Here is a 16,788-nt window from a genome sequence, read left to right as displayed (position 1 = left end):
CCCACCCACTACAGTTTCCGCTTATGAACCGAGCCTCGAACCGCCGCGAGGCCTGGCAGCGCGTACTGCACACCCTGCGTGAATCACCCGGCCTGGGAAGGCTGGCGCTCGTCCGCTTTTCCAGCCAGTTCGGCGACGGAATGTTCCAGGCCGCGCTCGGCGGCGCAATCCTCTTCAACCCGGAACGCGAAACCGATCCGGTGGCGATAGCGGCCGGCTTTGCCGTACTGCTCCTTCCCTATTCGGTGATCGGCCCCTTTGCCGGCGCTCTGCTGGATCGTTGGGACCGCCGCCTGGTGCTCCTGTGGGCGAGCGTGCTCCGCGGGCTCTTCATCCTGACCACCGCGGTGCTGCTGGTCGCCGGCGGCGGTGACACTCTGTTGTTGACGTGTGCGCTTGCTGCGATCGGGGTCAGCCGCTTTGTCGGGGCAGGCGTATCCGCAGCCCTGCCGAAGGTCGTCCGACAATCGTGGCTGGTGGCAACCAATTCCGTTCTCACAACGGCTGGTTCGGTGGTAGCCGCTCTTGGTGCTTCGGCAGCGGTGGCGATCATCGGCGTGATCGGCGCGGGGGATCGAGCGTCAGGCGCCGCCGTGGCCATCGCAGCACTGGGATCGGTGATCGCAGCCCTCGCCGCGGCCAGGTTCACCGCCCGCTCACTTGGTCCAGTGGCCGACGAAGTGACTCGTGCCAGCGCCGTCCGTTCGGTAACGGCCGGACTGCGCACCGGGGCAACCGCTGTCTGGGAGGCGCCTGGCGTCACCACGGCAATGATCGGGATCGGAGCGCACCGCATCTGCTTCGGCATCAACACCCTCATCATGGTGCTGGTCCTACGCGACACCTCGAACGGCTCCCAATTACCTGGAGGGATGGCCGGATTCGGCGTCGCCGTCGGCGCAACGGCCATCGGAATGCTGATCGCGGCATTGATCACACCGTTCCTCATCCCGCGGATCGGTCGCTCACGGACGATCACGTACGCCCTGGTGTGCGCGGTGGCCGTCCAGCTCGTCTTCGTGACCACCCTGACGCAGGGATCGCTGCTGATCGCCGCCTTCCTGCTCGGCATCGCCGGGCAGTCCGTGAAACTCAGCGGCGACGCGGCCATGCAGATCGACATCGACGACGACCGTCGTGGCCAGGTATTCGCCTTGCAGGACACCGTGTTCAACGTCGCGTTCATCGGTGCGATCGCGGCAGCGTCGACGGTGATCGCACCCGACGGCAAGAGCGTCGGCCTGGCCCTTGCCGGCGCGGGTGTCTATGCCGCCGGATTGTCAGCGGTGCTGATCAACCGCAAGAAACGAGAAACTAACCCTGCTGGGTAGCCCACCACTTCAGCAGTTCGGCTTCGGCCTCGTCACGTTCGAGCGGGCCGCGATCCAGACGTAGTTCCTTGAGGAACGTCCATGCCTTGCCCACCTGCGGGCCGGCCGGGATGCCGAGCAGTTCCATGATGGCGTTGCCGTCGAGGTCCGGACGCACGCGAGCGAGGTCTTCCTGCTCCGCGATGCGCGCAATCCGCTCTTCGATGTCGTCGTACGTGGCCTGCAACTGCGCGGCGCGGCGCTTGTTACGCGTGGTGCAGTCGGCCCGGACGAGCTTGTGCAGCCGGGGGAGCAGCTCGCCCGCGTCGGTGACGTACCGCCGCACCGCGGAGTCGGTCCACTGCCCCTTGCCGTAGCCGTGAAAACGCAAGTGCAGGAACACGAGTTGCGAAACGTCGTCGACCATCTGCTTCGAGAATTTCAAGGCACGCATGCGCTTGCGCACCAGCTTGGCGCCAACCACCTCGTGGTGGTGGAAGCTGACGCCGCCGCCCGGTTCGTTGCGCTTGGTGTCCGGCTTGCCGATGTCGTGAAGCAGTGCAGCCCAACGCAATACGAGATCGGGATCGCCTTCTTCGAGGTCGATCGCCTGCTGGAGCACGGTGAGGGAGTGCTGGTAGACGTCCTTGTGTTGGTGATGCTCGTCGATCTCGAGCTTCATCTGCGGAACCTCGGGCAGCACGTATGCAGCCAGTCCGGAGTCGACCATCATGTTGATGCCGTCCACCGGGTACATGCCCAGCATCATTTTGTTCAGCTCCACCTGCACACGCTCGGCGGTGATCCGCTCGATCTGCGACGCCATCTCCTTGATGGCCTCGAAAACACGATTGTTCAACGTGAAACCAAGCTGCGAGACGAACCTGGCTGCGCGCAGCATCCGCAGCGGATCGTCGTTGAACGAGTTCTCCGGCGCCGACGGCGTATCGAGTTCCCCGGCCAGCAGGGCGTCCATGCCGTTCAGCGGATCGACAAACGTGTAGGAACCGTCCGCGCCGATCTTCATCGCCATCGCGTTGACGGTGAAATCGCGGCGCACCAGATCGTCGGCCAACGTCGTTCCGTACTCGACTATCGGATTACGTGAGACACGGTCGTAAGCGTCGGCCCGGAAGGTCGTGATCTCGATCTCCTGGCCGTGCTTGATGGCGCTGATGGTCCCGAACTCGATGCCGGTGTCCCACTGCTTGTCCACCCAGCCCTTGAGCAGAGCCTGAACCTTCTCCGGCCTGGCGTCCGTCGTGAAGTCCAGATCGCCACTGAAGCGGCCCAGGATCGCGTCGCGAACACTGCCACCCACCAGGAACAGCTCGTGACCGGCCTCGGCAAAACGCTCACCGAGCGGGTTCAACACGTCGGACAACGTGCCGAGCGTTGCAGTGGCGTCGGCAAGCAGTCGTAGGCGGCGATCAGCGTCGGAGGTAGGGACAGTCACGTGAAAGGAGCTTACTTAAGGTGCGCAAATAGCAGAACGCGCATACGAACGCGATAGACCGCTTTGCGCGGGTTACCGGGCAACGCTGCAAGGCCAACTAGTATCGATGAGGTGTCTGGTGCCGAACGAACAAACAGGAGTCGCCGCAACCCGCGGCGTCGACCTGCCGTCGGCAACCCCGATAAACCTTTGATGCGAACCGTCCGTGAAACGTCTGCGGGCGGCTTGGTCGTCGACGGCTGGGGCGGACCTCCCGAACGCCTCTGCGCTGCACTGATCGGCCGAACCGACCGCCGCGGACGCCTGCTCTGGTCGCTACCCAAGGGCCATATCGAGCAAGGTGAGACGGCCGAACAGACCGCAATGCGTGAGGTCGAAGAAGAAACCGGTATCCAGGGAACCGTCCTGGCACCGCTGGGCAGCATCGACTACTGGTTCGTGACCGAAGGTCGACGCGTCCACAAGACCGTGCACCACTATCTCCTCCGCTTTCTCGGCGGTGAACTCTCCGACGAGGACATCGAGGTCACCGAAGTCGCCTGGGTGCCGCTGACGGAACTGCACAAGCGACTCGCATACGCCGACGAGCGCAAGCTGGCCGAACTTGCATCGCAGATGATCGCCGAAATGCCGCGACCTGAAATGCACCGACCTGAAATCCCGCGAGTACAGCACCCGAAGGAACCGGACGCCGGATGAGAATGGCTCTGCGGCGGGCCGGTGTGGCCGCTTTGGTGATGGCCGCTGTCGGTTTCGGGCCCGCGACGACGGCCGTCTCCTGGGCCGCTCCGTCCAGCCAGCCCAGTGAGCGTGCACCGGCGCGAAACACCAACGATGCCAAATTTCTGCAGCTGACCATCGACTCCACCGCACCGACCACCGTGACGACAACCAGCGACCGCAACGTCGTGGTCAAGGGCACGGTGAAGAACGTCGGTGACCGTCCCGTCGAGGACGTCGGAGTGAGGCTGCAACGCGCTCCCGCGATCGACTCCAGTTCCGACGTGCGCGCAGCACTCGATTTCGACCAGGCTGTTTTCGACACGGTCGGCGAATTCGACACCGTTGCCACCACCCTCGACACCGGCCAGTCCAAGCAGTTCACACTCACCTTGCCGCTCCGGAGCACAACCGGGTTGTCTCTCGACATCACCGAACCGGGCGTCTACCCGATGCTCGTCAACGTGAACGGCACCCCGGAATACGGCGGGGCCGCCCGACTCGACGACGCACGCTTCCTGCTCCCAGTGCTCGGTGTGCCGGCCGCGGCCGAATCGAACGCCACATCCGGAACACCCAGTTCGTCGGCGACGGCCGTCGTTCCCCCCGACACGTCCGCCCCGATCGGCGTCACGCTCATGTGGCCGCTGGCCGACGCGCCACGACTCGTCGGCGGAATCCCGGGCGCGGTCAACGAGCCCGTGCGCCTGATCGACGACGAACTCGCCACCGAACTTTCCGACGGCGGGCGCCTGGACGCGTTGGTCGATGCGGTGGAGAACGCCACCAAGCCCGAGAGCGATACCGATCGCCGCGTCACGGATGCGCTCTGCCTGGCAATCGACCCCGACCTTCTGATCACCGTCGAGAACATGACTCGCGGATACCTCGTGGCCGACAACTCGTCAGATCCCACCGGACCGTCGCACGAAGGCCGTGGCAGCGACGCCGCCAACCAATGGCTCGGCCGGGTGAAGACCCTCGCCTCCTCGATGTGCACTACGGCGGTTCCGTTCGCCCAGGCCGATCTCGCCGCGGTCACCTCGGTGGCCAATCCGGAGTTGACGGCTACCGCGCTCGCACGCCCGGCAGACATCGTCGACAACATCCTCGGCGTGACGTCACTGCGAGATTTCGTCTGGCCGGATTCGGGTGTCCTCGACTCGGCCACCGCAGAGGTGCTGAGCGTGAATCCCACCACAGCGATGGTGGCTGACACCTCCGTCGACTCGGCAGCCCCGCAACTGTCGTCGCGGATAACCGGCTCACTCGACGCGCTTGCGTTCGACACCTCGGCAGCCGCAGCCTTGGCCGCCACCGGCTCGGAGCCGCAGGTCCCGTCGTACATCCCCGACGACACCGCGCCGACCATCGACATCGAATCGCGCAGCGCCCGGCGTCAGGACGCGCTGGGAGCGATGGCCTGGGCCGCGCTGACGCCGACCTCTCTGCCGCGCAATCAGATCTTCGCGCCGCCGCAACTGTGGACCGCGGACAGCAACGACGCCACCGCCGTGCTCTCGATGCTCGCGACCCTCATTCGCTCCGGCCTCGCCTCACCTCAGGCCCTGCCCGCACTACTCGGCAGACAACCGGGGGCCACTGACGCCGCCACGCTCGACTACCCGGACCGAGCCACCCAGGACGGTCCGCAGACGTCCGTCGTCGAGACCGCAACCACCCAACTTCCGCGTATCGACGGGCTCGAAGCATCGCTCGTGGACGATCCGGCGGCTTCGCTCACCCCCCGGGGATTCACGGCACCGCTCCGCGAAGATCTACTTCGCTCGATGACCTTGGCGGATCGCCGCAACGTCGACTCCGCATCGGTCAATCGGGCGGAGCGGGCTGCGACCATCCGCGCCGACAACGTCACCGAAGCCGTCGACGGGATGTACCGGGCCGTCAGTGTGGTGTCGCCGGGCGGCGTCTACACCCTCGCGTCGGGGCAGAGTCCGCTCCTGCTGGTGGCGCGCAACGAGTTGCCCATCGCCATCAACGTCGACCTGCGTGTGGAAGCCCCACCCGAGATGCAGATCAGTGACATCGGTCCCAAACAGCTGCCGCCGCGAGGTAGCCGACAGTTGACTGTGCCCGCGGAAATGAACGATTCTCGCAAGCTGGAAGTCAACTTCTCGCTGACCACGACAGATGGCCGCCAATTGGGTACGCCGACCAGCGTGACCGTACGGTCGAATGCGTACGGTCGTCCCCTGGCCGCCGTGACGGCGACAGCGGGAGGGTTGCTGCTGTTCCTGGCAGGGCGACGGCTGTGGCATCGATTCAAGGGTCAGCCGGACCCAGCAGATGAAGGGTACGAACGCTCATGACCGGGAATCCACCCGAGGAGGGTCGCCGCTCGGCGATCACCCGCAAGAGTGCCACGACCCGTTCGCATCCTCGGATGCCACCGTGGGAGCGCGGCTACCCTATTCAGCCGGTCAACCCCGACGCACGTTTCGACGACGCACCCACCATGACCATCCCGGTGATCCGCGACTACCCCAGGTACCGCGAAGCCGAGATGGAATTCGCCGATCGGCAGGCGACCAAGTCGGACGAGTTCGACACCGACGCGCACGCCCTGGTCGGTGATCGTAAGGAGACGAACTCCCGCCTCCTCGCGGCGACGGGTTCCATCGCGATCGCGACGCTGACGAGCCGCATCACGGGATTCGCCAAGCAGTTGATGATCCTGATGGTCCTCGGCCCGGCCATCGCCAGTTCGTTCACCGTGGCCAGCCAGATCCCGAACATGATCGCGGAGCTCGTCTTGGGCGCCGTTCTGACCGCGATCGTCGTCCCAGTGCTGGTCCGCGCCGAGCGGGAGGACGCCGATCACGGCGAAGCATTTGTCCGACGCCTCTTCACGGCATCGCTCGTCCTACTGGGCATGGCCGCGCTGCTCGCGACCCTGGCAGCACCCGTACTCACCAAATACGTCTTCCTGTCCGAAGACGGCAAGGTCAGCACCGACCTGACCACGGCGCTGTCGTATCTACTTCTGCCGGCGATCCTGTTCTACGGGCTGTCGGCACTGTTCACAGCGTTTCTGAACACCAGGCAGATCTTCAAGCCCGGAGCCTGGGCTCCCGTACTCAACAACGTCGTCGTCCTCGTGGTGCTCGTGGTCTACCGCCTGACTCCGGGCGAGATCTCGCTTGATCCGGTCTCGATGGGCGACGCAAAGCTGCTCACCCTCGGTATCGGAATCACCATCGGCGTCATCGTGCAGGCAGCCAGCCTGATCCCCGCGCTTCGCCGCGAGAAGATCTCGCTCAAGCCGCTGTGGGGTCTCGACGATCGCCTGCGTCAGTTCGGCGGCATGGCCGTCGCCATCGTCTTGTACGTCCTCATCAGCCAGATAGGCATGATCTTCGCGACCAAGATTTCCTCACATGCCGACGAAGCCGGCCCTGCCATCTACAGCCAGGCCTGGTTGCTCCTGCAACTCCCGTACGGCGTGCTCGGAGTGACGGTTCTGACCGCGATCATGCCGCGCCTGAGCCGCAACGCTGCGGCCGACGACACCCCGGCCGTCGTGGACGATCTGTCGGTCGCAACGCGTCTGACCATGATCACGCTGGTTCCGATCATCATGTTCCTGACCTTCATGGGTCCGCAGGTCGGTGAAGCGCTCTACGGTTACGGCCGCTTCGGACCCGAACAGGCCGAACGTCTCGGTACTGCCGTGAGCTGGTCGGCATTCACGTTGATTCCGTACGCGCTGGTCCTGATCCAACTTCGTGTGTTCTACGCCCGCGAACAAGCCTGGACGCCGACGTGGATCGTTCTCGGCATCACTGCCGTGAAAATCGCTTTCTCGGCGCTCGCTCCGGTCTTCGCCTCCAACAGCGATCAGGTCGTGATCCTGCTCGGTGCGGCCAACGGTCTCGGATACATCACCGGCGCCGTCATCGGCGGATACCTCCTGCACCGCAGCCTCGGAAACCTGCAGATGGCCAACGTGGGCAAGACAGTCTGGTCCGTCGTACTCGCCTCGCTGGCCGGTTCGCTGACCATGCTCGCGGTCGACCGCGTCCTCGGATTCGATCAACTCACCGAGCGTTTCGGCGGACCCGGCTCGATGGTTCGCGTCGCCGTCGGCGGCATCCTGATGCTCGCGATCACCTTCACGATTCTCTACTTCAAGAAGGTTCCGGAAGTTCTGTCGGTAACGGTTGCGGTCTCCCGCAAGATTCGTTCACTGACAGGTCGCGCCGAACCGGACACACGTAACAACACCGACGACGACGTCACCGAGCTGATTCCTGCAATCAGAACGGAATCAAACGAGCAAGAACGACCGGGTGCGCTCCCGTACCCTGGTCATGGGCGTACAGGATCGCAACCCGCGCGTATTCGGGGACGGGCTATCGATGGAGAAGGAGCGAGGGTGAGCGACGACAACGTTTCCGGCAACAAGAGTGCCGGGACTTCTGCCGTGAAAGCGTCCGAACAGAAGTCAACGGCATCGTCGGGCACACCTGCATCCACGAGTTCCTCCGCATCTGCCGGCCAGAAGCCACAGCAGGGTCAGAGGCCACAGCAGCCCGCGCAGCGGCCGGTCCAGAAGCCACAGCAGGGCCAGAAGCCACAGCCGCCGGTGCAGAAGGCCGCACCGCCGGTGCCTCCGGTCAGTGTGTCGAAGACACCTTCAGCACCTGTGTCGAAGACACCTTCAGCTTCCGTGTCGAAGACACCCGCGTCGAAGACGCCTGCTTCGGACAAGAAGGCACCCGAACCTCAGAAGACGGCTGCAGCTCAGACACCGCCGCCCGCTGCGCCTCGCACACCTGCCGCCGGATCCGCATCACGACCGGCCCAGCGACCGATGCCCCGTGGACCCAAGCTCATACCGGGCGCATCTGTCGCCGGCGGACGCTACCGTCTGCTCGCGCCGCACGGTGGAACCCGCGGACTGCAGTTCTGGGAAGCTCTCGACGTCAAGCTCGACCGTGAAGTAGCCCTGACGTTCGTCGACGCCGATCAACGCGGTGACGACGACAGCCAGTCCGGACCGCAGGCAGTTCTCTCGCGCACGCTGCGCCTGGGAAGGATCAACTCGCCCGGTCTGGCTCGCGTCCTCGACGTCGTCCGCGGAAGTTCGGGCGGCATCGTCGTCGCCGAATGGACTCCCGGTCGCTCGCTGCGTGAGATGGCCGAGACCACGCCGTCACCGATCGGTGCAGCCCGCGCCATCCGTGCCCTCGCGGCCGCTGCCGAAGCTGCTCACCGCACCGGCGGTGCGCTGTCCATCGATCACCCGGACCGCGTTCGCATCAGCATCAACGGTGACGCCGTACTGGCGTTCCCGGCGACGCTTGCCGACGCCGATTCCACCAGCGACGTCCGCGGTCTCGGCGCCATGCTGTACTCGCTCATCACGGCGCGCTGGCCGCTCGCCGATCCGTCCGCCGGTCCCGTCGGTGGTTTGCTTCCCGCCGGCCGCGGCGCCGACGGCAACATCGTCGAGCCTCGGGTCGTCCGTCCGGAGGTTCCGTTCGACATCTCGGCCGTGGCAGTTCGAGCGTTGCAGTCGGAGAGTGGAATCCGCACTGCTGCCACCGTGCAGCACATTCTCGATCAGGCGTCCGTCGTCAACGACAAGACGGAAATGATTCCGGCACTTCGTCTCGGCCACCGCGAACAGGGTGCGTCGGGTCACGCACTGAACGACCCTGAAGCCATCGAGGCCGAGAAGAAGAAGTCGACGCGGATGCTCGCGGCACTGACGGCGCTCGGTGTCTTCACCGTGATCGTCCTGATTCTCCTTGTGGTGTGGGTAGCGAGCTTCCTTTCGGGCGGCAGTAATGACACCCCGCTCAGCGAGCAGAGTTTCGGCCTGACCACCGAAGCTACTGCGCCCGAGAACAATTCACCTGCCCCCGCACCGGCGGCGGCAACCGTGCCGGTAGCCGCCTCGGCCGTAACGGTGTTCTCGCCCCAGGGCACGCCGGATCAGCCGGCAACGGCGAAGAACGCCATCGACGGCAATCCGGCCACCGCATGGTCGTCGGACTCGTACTTCCAGCCCTTTCCGTCCCTGAAGAACGGCGTCGGCCTGATGGTGACGCTCGCCGATGCGGCCAACCTGAAAAACATTGCGATCACGTCCGATTCGCCCGGAACCGTCGTTGAAATCCGTTCTGCCCCTTCTGCGAATACTTCGCTGGATCAGACCAAGGAAATCGGATCCGGTGTACTGAAGAACGGTGTGACCGACATTCCGCTCTCGTCGGACGGCTCGGGTCAGTATGTCCTGGTTTGGATTACGCAGCTCAGCACCGAATCCGGACAAAACCAGACATCCATCTCGGAGATTGCATTCACTGCTGCAAAGTGATCGCCCTTGGCCCTTCTGAAACCTACCGACTGGGCTAATATCCGCCCGTGCACAGTTATCGGGGGGGCACCGGGGGCGGAGCCGGAAATTTCGAATCCAGAAGTTTCGAGAACAAGAATCTCGAGGCGACGGATTTCGAATTGTTGACCGCTCATGTCGCGGGCGATCGACACGCGTTCCGTGAACTACTGGTCCGGCATCAGGATCATCTGTGGCACGTTGCCCGGCGTACGAGTTACTCGGACGAGGACGCGGCAGACGCACTCCAGGAGGGTCTGCTCTCCGCGCACCGCAAGGCGGCGAAGTTCCGCGGCGATGCGGCGGTGCGTAGTTGGCTCCACACCATCGTGGTCAATGCCTGCCTTGACCGGATCCGACGCAACAAATCGCGGGCCGCGTTCTCTCTGTCTTCCGAGAATGCGGAGGAACCCCGTGATCACCGCGATTACGCGGCGGGAGTGGACATGAGCCTGACCGTCGAACAAGCGCTGGCATCGCTGCCCCCTGAGCAGCGCGCTGCCGTCGTCGCCGTCGATGTCGAGGGGTATCCGGTGGCCGAGGCCGCCGAGAGGTTGGGCGTGCCCGTAGGGACCGTGAAGAGTCGCTGCGCCCGCGCGCGCAAGCGCCTCGCCGCCCAGTTGGAGGACTTTCGCGAAGGCGGGAACCATTCGTGAACCGGCCGCGTCCTATCTTGTAAGCGTCCACACCGACTGCCGAGGGAGGGTTCATGACAGATCCGTCTGTTCGCGTTCCGTCGCCTCCGTTTTCGGAGGACCTCTTGGCGGATCTTCACGCCGGGGTTCTCGATCCCCAAACCAGTGCAGCTCTGTGGCCGCTGGTACACGCAGACGCCGACGCCCATGCATTTGTCACTACTCTCGACAGCGTCACAGCATCACTCGCGACGCTGAACTCGCGCGAGGCCTCTCACGAACGGATTCCGAATTCGCTTGCCGAGCGAATCAATTCGGCACTGGATCTACAGTCCGGCCAGGTCGAGCCGTCAGCAGGGACAACCGTCGTGCCGTTCCGGCGACGCCCACAAGCGTGGCTGCTCGGTGCCGCAGCAGCCGTGTTGGTGGCCTTCGTGATCGTTGTGATCGGAACCCGAGATTCCGAACCTGCCGAAAGCGTTGTCGCTCAACCAAGCACATCGGTGACATCTGCTGTCGACGATCCGGATTCGGCGTCCCTGCTTTCACTCATCGGATCCAAAAACCTTGGACCACTGGATGATCCGTCCAGGCTTGCCGGCTGCCTGAGCGCCAATGGCATCGACGAGGGCAGGCCGGTGCTCGGTTCGGGTGAGGTTCGCATCGACGGTGCACCGGCGATAGTCCTACTCTTCACAGGATCGCAGCCGCGTCAGATCACTGCACTCACTGTTGGCATCAACTGCAGCGACGGTAATCCGAATACGTTGTCAATCAAGAACATCGGTTGACGTCGACGGTGTCAGCGCGGTGTTGCCGCGGGCAGCAGGAGCTCGAGGATTCTCCCGCGCAATGCATCCGTATCGTCCTCGACCGCTATCAGACTCGAAAACATCGCTGCTCCGGCCGCCAATACCAGCACGGCCTTGGCATCGAGCAGTGCCGATTCGGGATCTTCGGCATTCTGAAGGAACAGTTGCGTGCTCGGCCCACTGAACCCGCGCCACAATTCGTTGCGTAGGTCGTCATGGTCGCGCAGCGCAGCCAGCAGTCCCGGCGACGCAGCACGAACCTCGGGCCGCGAGAAGAGCTGAGCACTTCCCTCCACCACCCAACGGATCCAGCCGTCGCGATCGGTGCCCTCGAACGGTGTCAGGTCAGGTGTCGCACCCAGGATCGACCCGAGAACTAGATGTGCCTTCGACGGCCATCGTCGTGACATCGAGGCTCGGCTGACCCCTGCCCGTGCCGCGATCGCCCGGAGACTGAGTTGCTCCCATCCGACCTCGAGGAGCATCGCTCGGGTGACCTCGAGGACTGTGTCGTCGATGCGTGGGTCTCGTGGGCGACCTGATCCTGTGGCGTTCATCGTGTCGAATTGTCGGACAGATTGGGAGTAGGCGCTATATCGTCGTAGTTACGAGTCCACTGGCATCGTAAAGATCAGGCCGCCGCAGGAAGTTGAAAATGACCACAGCGCCCACACCGTCGATATTCGAACCCGCACGTCTCGGCCCTCTGACCTTGCGCAACCGCATCGTCAAAGCTGCAACGTTCGAGGGCGTCATGCCCCGGGGAGCGGTCTCGGACGATCTGATCAACTTCCACGCCGAAGTGGCTCGGGGCGGGGCCGCGATGACCACCGTCGCCTACTGCGCCGTCTCACCAGGTGGACGAGTCCACCGCGACACCCTTGTCATGGACGAGCGCGCACTGCCGGGACTACGCAGACTGACCGACGCCGTCCACTCAGAAGGCGCGCTTGCCGCGGCGCAGATCGGCCACGCGGGACTGGTTGCCAACACGCTTTCCAACAAGACGAAGACCCTGGCGCCGTCGACCCGGCTGAGTCCGCCCGCAATGGGCCTCGTCAAAGGCGCGACACTTGCCGAACTCGACGGTGTTGTCTCCGACTTCGAACGGGCCGCCCGCGTCGCAGTGGACGCAGGATTCGACGCCATCGAGGTCCATCTCGGTCACAACTATCTACTCAGTTCGTTCATGAGCCCCAATCTGAACAAGCGCCACGACCGATACGGTGGCAGCGTCGCCAAGCGCGCCGAGTATCCGCGTCGAGTCATCGAAGCGGTGCGAGTGGCCGCTGGATCCAGCGTGGCGGTCACCGCGAAATTCAACATGTCCGATGGGGTGCCGAAAGGTCTGTGGCTCGACCAGAGCCTGCCGATCGCCCAGATCCTCGAAGCCGACGGCCACCTGGACGCGATGCAATTGACCGGTGGCAGTTCACTTCTCAACGGAATGTACTTCTTCCGCGGCGAGGTCCCACTGGCTGAGTTTGTCGCCTCCCAACCCAAACTCGTCGGGTATGGGCTGAAGTTCTACGGTCCCAAACTCTTTCCGACGTACCCGTTCGAGGAGGGTTTCTTCCTGCCCTTCGCCCGCCAGTTCCGACAGGCGCTGAGGATGCCACTGATCCTGCTCGGCGGCATCAACCGCGTCGACACCATCGAGCACGCACTGGATGAAGGATTCGAGTTCGTCGCCATGGCGCGCGCACTGCTCAGGGACCCACAACTGGTCAACAAATTTCAGGCCGAGAGCGTCGACGAGGGTCTGTGTATCCACTGCAACAAGTGCATGCCCACCATCTACACCGGCACGCGCTGTGTGGTTCGGGACGCGCTGGTGGTTCGGGAGGCACCGCGCCCCGCCCAGTGAGTCCCGCGCTGTGAGCTGCCGGCTGTGAGCCACTTTCCAGCGGAGTGCGGGAACAACACCCCTTATCCTGGTGTTGATCGGTACGGCTCTCCAAGAAGCGGAGGGTCTGCACTCACTATTGGAAGGCTCGCATGACCACCCAGCTGGAAACCACGCCCGCGGTCCATGACGTCATCATTGTCGGTTCCGGACCGGCCGGCTACACCGCTGGTGTCTACACCGCGCGCGCTGAGCTCCAGCCCCTGCTCTTCGAGGGAACCCAGTTCGGTGGCGCCCTCATGACCACCACCGAGGTCGAGAACTTCCCCGGATTCCGCGAAGGAATCATGGGCCCCGATCTGATGGAACAGATGCGCGAGCAGGCACTGCGCTTCGACACCGACATCCGCACCGAGGACGTCGAAGAGATCGACCTCAGCGGCCCGATCAAGACCGTCGTCGCGAACGGCGAAACCTACGCCGCGCACGCGATCATCCTCGCCATGGGCGCAGCAGCCCGCTACCTGGGCATTCCCGGTGAAGAACGCCTCCTCGGCCGCGGCGTCAGCGCCTGCGCCACCTGCGACGGCTTCTTCTTCCGTGACCAGGACATCGTCGTGGTCGGCGGCGGCGATTCCGCGATGGAAGAAGCAACCTTCCTCACCCGCTTCGCTCGCTCGGTCACCCTGGTGCACCGCCGCGAGGAGTTCCGCGCCTCACGGATCATGCTCGAGCGCGCCAAGGCCAACGAGAAGATCCGCTTCCTGACCAATGCCGAGCCCGTCGAGGTGCTCGGTGAGAACAGCGTCACCGGCCTTGTCGTGCGCGACACCGTCACCGGCGAGACCTCCACACTCGAGATCACCGGCATGTTCGTCGCCATCGGCCACGACCCGCGCAGTGAACTCGTCAAGGGCCAGGTCGATCTCGACGACGCCGGATACGTGCGCGTCGCTCCCGGTTCTACCGCGACCTCCATCGACGGCGTCTTCGCTGCCGGTGACCTGGTCGATCACACGTACCGTCAGGCGATCACCGCTGCCGGCACCGGATGCTCCGCAGCAATCGACGCCGAACGCTGGCTGGCCGACCGCGGCGACATCACCGCCAACACGCTCGACGCAGCCGGCCACACGGTCGACGTCGTCGGCGCTCCCTGATTCACCAAGCTGTCGTACCCAACCCTCGAGGAGTAACAGTGTCGAATACCGTCACCATCACCGACGATTCCTTCAAGCAGGACGTCCTGGGCAGCGACAAGCCCGTTCTGGTCGATTTCTGGGCAACCTGGTGCGGCCCGTGCAAGATGGTCGCCCCGGTCCTCGAGGAGATCGCCGGCGAGAACAGCGAGAAGCTGACCGTCGCCAAGCTCGACATCGATGCCAACCCCGCGGCCGCGCGCGATTTCCAGGTCATGTCGATCCCGACGATGATCCTGTTCAAGGACGGCAAGCCGATCAAGACGATCGTCGGCGCCAAGGGCAAGGCCGCGCTGCTCAAGGACCTCGCAGACGTTCTCTGACGGCTGGGTGAGCATCGTGGATTCTCGCAATCCACAGAATTTCTGAGATAATCGATCGATGTGCCTGATCGGGTCTACGACCAGGCACATCGATCGAATTCGTTAACCGATCCGAGAGGCTTTCACGCATGCACAGACTCCGACACGGCGATCACGGCCCGGCCGTCGCCGAGATTCGGGGCACATTGACGAAGCTGGGATACCTCCATCACGGAACTTCCGGCATTCGACGTGAAAGCGCCGACGGTGCCCACTGGGTTGCACCCGACGCCATCTTCGATCATCAACTCGACAGCGCCGTTCGTGCCTTCCAGCAGCAGCGTGGGCTTCTTGTCGACGGCATTGTGGGCCCGGCGACCTATCGGTCACTTCGTGAGGCCTCGTACCGCCTGGGTGCCCGTACGTTGATCTACCAGTTGTCCGCGCCGCTGTACGGCGACGACGTCGCAGCGCTGCAGGCAAAACTGCAAGATCTGGGCTTCTACGCAGGCCGGGTCGACGGTTTCTTCGGTCCGCAAACCCACGAATCTCTCTCGTCTTTCCAGCGTGAAATCGGGATCGCCGCCGACGGTATCTGCGGCCCGCAGACACTCCGTTCGCTGGAACTTCTGGGAACCCGCGTCACCGGTGGTTCCCCACATGCGATCAGCGAAGAGGAACTGGTGCGGCGCAAGGGCCCGCAACTGGGCGGTAAGCGCATCGTCATCGATCCCGGCCTCGGCGGGCCGTCGACGGGCAACATCGTCAACGGCATCTCCGAAGCTGACATCCTCTGGGATCTGGCTATGCGCCTCGAGGGGCGGATGGCTGCAACCGGGATGGAAACTTTCCTCTCCCGCCCGCACAACGCCGATCCCACCGAGGCCGAGCGCGCACTGACATCCAATGCGTTCGACGCGGATCTGATGATCTCCCTGCGTTGCGACAGCAACTCGAGCCCGTCGGCAAACGGCGTCGCGAGCTTCCACTTCGGAAATTCGCACGGTTCGGTCTCGATGATCGGGCAGGTGTTGACCGGTTTCGTTCAGCGCGAGATCGTTGCGCGAACTCCGTTGCGGGACTGCAGAACTCACGGTCGGACGTGGGAGTTGTTGCGCCTCACCAACATGCCGACAGTGCAGATCGATCTCGGCTACCTGTCCAACGCGTCCGACGTTGCGGTACTGACGAATCCGCGGATGCGTGACACCATCGCCGAAGCCATCTTGATCTCGGTCAAACGGCTGTATCTGCTCGGTCAAGACGATCAGCCGACCGGCACCTTCACCTTCGCCGAGCTTCTCGCAGAAGAACTTTCGGTAGCCGACCGCATTTCGTAGGTCCTGCGGTCGGCACCTGCTCACACTCTGGCGAGCTCGCTGATCTCCACCATTTCGAGAGCTGCGGCCTTCAGTAGACGGTCGAGGGCTTCTTCGACGTCGACTTTCCATTCGTGATCTCGATTGAGTTCGAGACGAAGCCGCGGATAGCGATGGTGCGGTGCCACGACCTCGAAACCGTAGTCCTCGAGGAACTCGGCACTGATCATGCATTCTGCGGGTGAACATTCCAGAGCGGCAGTTGCACTGGCCACGTCGGAAGCAGGTCCCAAGTCGTCGCTACGGATACCGAATGCCTCGAGCGCACGAACTCCGCGTCGAACCAGATCTGACACGACAGCGGCCAGCAGGCTTGGCCCCAGTTCTTCCTCTACGCCCGAGGGCTCGAGGCGAAGGCTTGTCAGAAGCACTGCGTCCGAGCTGACCGGGCTGGTCGGAAACAGTTGCGCGCGCGGGATCATGCGGGGAGGGGCGTACAACGCACTTCCGAGCGGCTTTCCGTCGCGGACGGCGACCTGTCCGCACGAACCCCACTCGAGCATGACCATCGACAGCCAGGCTTCCTTCTCGAATTCCTGATCGCAGAATCCTCGGGCATCGTGAAGCGCGCCCGGGTCCATCTCCCAGAACACGCATCGACGCGCATGGGCGGAAAGCTGATCGAGGCTGTCGAGCGTGAGAGAGGTGATGACGTGAGTCGACACTGACTAACTCACTCTCCGTAGGTCCCCGAAGCGGTTTTGATGTCCGCCCGCCGCTTTTTTCTTCTCCAGGATAGGCCAGCTGTACCGAGTCGGCAGTGGC

13 protein-coding genes are annotated in these 16,788 nt (G+C 63.9%); 10 read left to right on the top strand and 3 right to left on the bottom strand.

All coding sequences use genetic code 11. The features are described 5' to 3' along the window. Positions 1-23: 23 nt before the first annotated feature. On the top strand, positions 24-1,331 hold the full coding sequence (locus B0E55_RS07380) for an MFS transporter (protein ID WP_080909382.1): 1,308 nt from the start codon (positions 24-26) through the stop codon (positions 1,329-1,331). On the opposite strand, the gene B0E55_RS07375 is transcribed toward B0E55_RS07380, so the two are convergent. Then, the gene (locus B0E55_RS07375) at positions 1,315-2,766 is read right to left on the bottom strand and encodes a CCA tRNA nucleotidyltransferase (RefSeq protein ID WP_029256806.1); all 1,452 of its coding nucleotides are present in this window, start codon (positions 2,764-2,766) and stop codon (positions 1,315-1,317) included. The two genes, B0E55_RS07380 and B0E55_RS07375, sit on opposite strands and share 17 nt — an antisense overlap. Before the next feature lie 111 nt (positions 2,767-2,877). On the opposite strand from B0E55_RS07375, the gene B0E55_RS07370 reads away from it, so the two are divergent. From B0E55_RS07370 to B0E55_RS07350, 5 genes are read left to right on the top strand one after another with little or no spacing between them, the layout of a single operon-like run. Further along, complete coding sequence (locus B0E55_RS07370) at positions 2,878-3,465, top strand: NUDIX hydrolase (RefSeq protein WP_019746192.1); 588 nt, start codon at positions 2,878-2,880, stop codon at positions 3,463-3,465. Continuing rightward, positions 3,462-5,816, top strand: a complete 2,355-nt coding sequence (locus B0E55_RS07365; RefSeq protein WP_020909854.1) for a DUF6049 family protein — start codon at positions 3,462-3,464, stop codon at positions 5,814-5,816. Before B0E55_RS07370 ends, B0E55_RS07365 begins: the two co-directional genes overlap by 4 nt. Further along, on the top strand, positions 5,813-9,832 hold the full coding sequence (locus tag B0E55_RS07360) for a lipid II flippase MurJ (protein WP_080909381.1): 4,020 nt from the start codon (positions 5,813-5,815) through the stop codon (positions 9,830-9,832). The genes B0E55_RS07365 and B0E55_RS07360 overlap by 4 nt, the downstream gene beginning before the upstream one ends. Before the next feature lie 47 nt (positions 9,833-9,879). Then, positions 9,880-10,506, top strand: coding sequence for an RNA polymerase sigma factor SigM (gene sigM / locus B0E55_RS07355; protein ID WP_080909380.1), 627 nt, complete (start codon positions 9,880-9,882; stop codon positions 10,504-10,506). A 53-nt stretch (positions 10,507-10,559) separates the two neighbouring features. Further along, positions 10,560-11,276: a hypothetical protein gene (locus B0E55_RS07350; RefSeq protein WP_080909379.1), complete on the top strand. Its 717-nt coding sequence runs from the start codon at positions 10,560-10,562 to the stop codon at positions 11,274-11,276. Positions 11,277-11,287: 11 nt separating this feature from the next. Here the strand turns inward: B0E55_RS07350 and B0E55_RS07345 are convergent, their stop codons facing one another. Continuing rightward, a complete protein-coding gene (locus tag B0E55_RS07345) occupies positions 11,288-11,854 on the bottom strand; it encodes a helix-turn-helix domain-containing protein (protein WP_020909857.1) in 567 nt (188 codons plus the stop codon). A gap of 98 nt (positions 11,855-11,952) precedes the next feature. Between B0E55_RS07345 and nox the strand changes: the two genes are divergently transcribed. From nox to B0E55_RS07325, 4 genes are all read left to right on the top strand, one after another. Then, positions 11,953-13,164: a 4,4'-dithiodibutanoate disulfide reductase gene (nox, locus tag B0E55_RS07340; RefSeq protein ID WP_080909378.1), complete on the top strand. Its 1,212-nt coding sequence runs from the start codon at positions 11,953-11,955 to the stop codon at positions 13,162-13,164. Between the two features lie 131 nt (positions 13,165-13,295). Further along, entirely contained in the window at positions 13,296-14,303 is a 1,008-nt protein-coding gene (gene trxB / locus B0E55_RS07335) for a thioredoxin-disulfide reductase (protein WP_020909859.1), read from the top strand. Positions 14,304-14,341: 38 nt separating this feature from the next. Then, positions 14,342-14,665: a thioredoxin gene (gene trxA / locus B0E55_RS07330; protein WP_003942530.1), complete on the top strand. Its 324-nt coding sequence runs from the start codon at positions 14,342-14,344 to the stop codon at positions 14,663-14,665. Between the two features lie 128 nt (positions 14,666-14,793). Continuing rightward, on the top strand, positions 14,794-15,984 hold the full coding sequence (locus tag B0E55_RS07325; protein WP_020909860.1) for an N-acetylmuramoyl-L-alanine amidase: 1,191 nt from the start codon (positions 14,794-14,796) through the stop codon (positions 15,982-15,984). Positions 15,985-16,004: 20 nt separating this feature from the next. On the opposite strand, the gene B0E55_RS07320 is transcribed toward B0E55_RS07325, so the two are convergent. After that, complete coding sequence (locus B0E55_RS07320; protein ID WP_080909377.1) at positions 16,005-16,688, bottom strand: hypothetical protein; 684 nt, start codon at positions 16,686-16,688, stop codon at positions 16,005-16,007. Positions 16,689-16,788 lie beyond the last annotated feature (100 nt).

The sequence above is a fragment of the Rhodococcus sp. 66b genome (assembly GCF_002076325.1).
Classification (GTDB): domain Bacteria; phylum Actinomycetota; class Actinomycetes; order Mycobacteriales; family Mycobacteriaceae; genus Rhodococcus_F; species Rhodococcus_F erythropolis.
The sequence above is the reverse complement of the archived record's forward strand: the minus strand, read 5'-3'. Positions and strand labels throughout refer to the sequence as shown.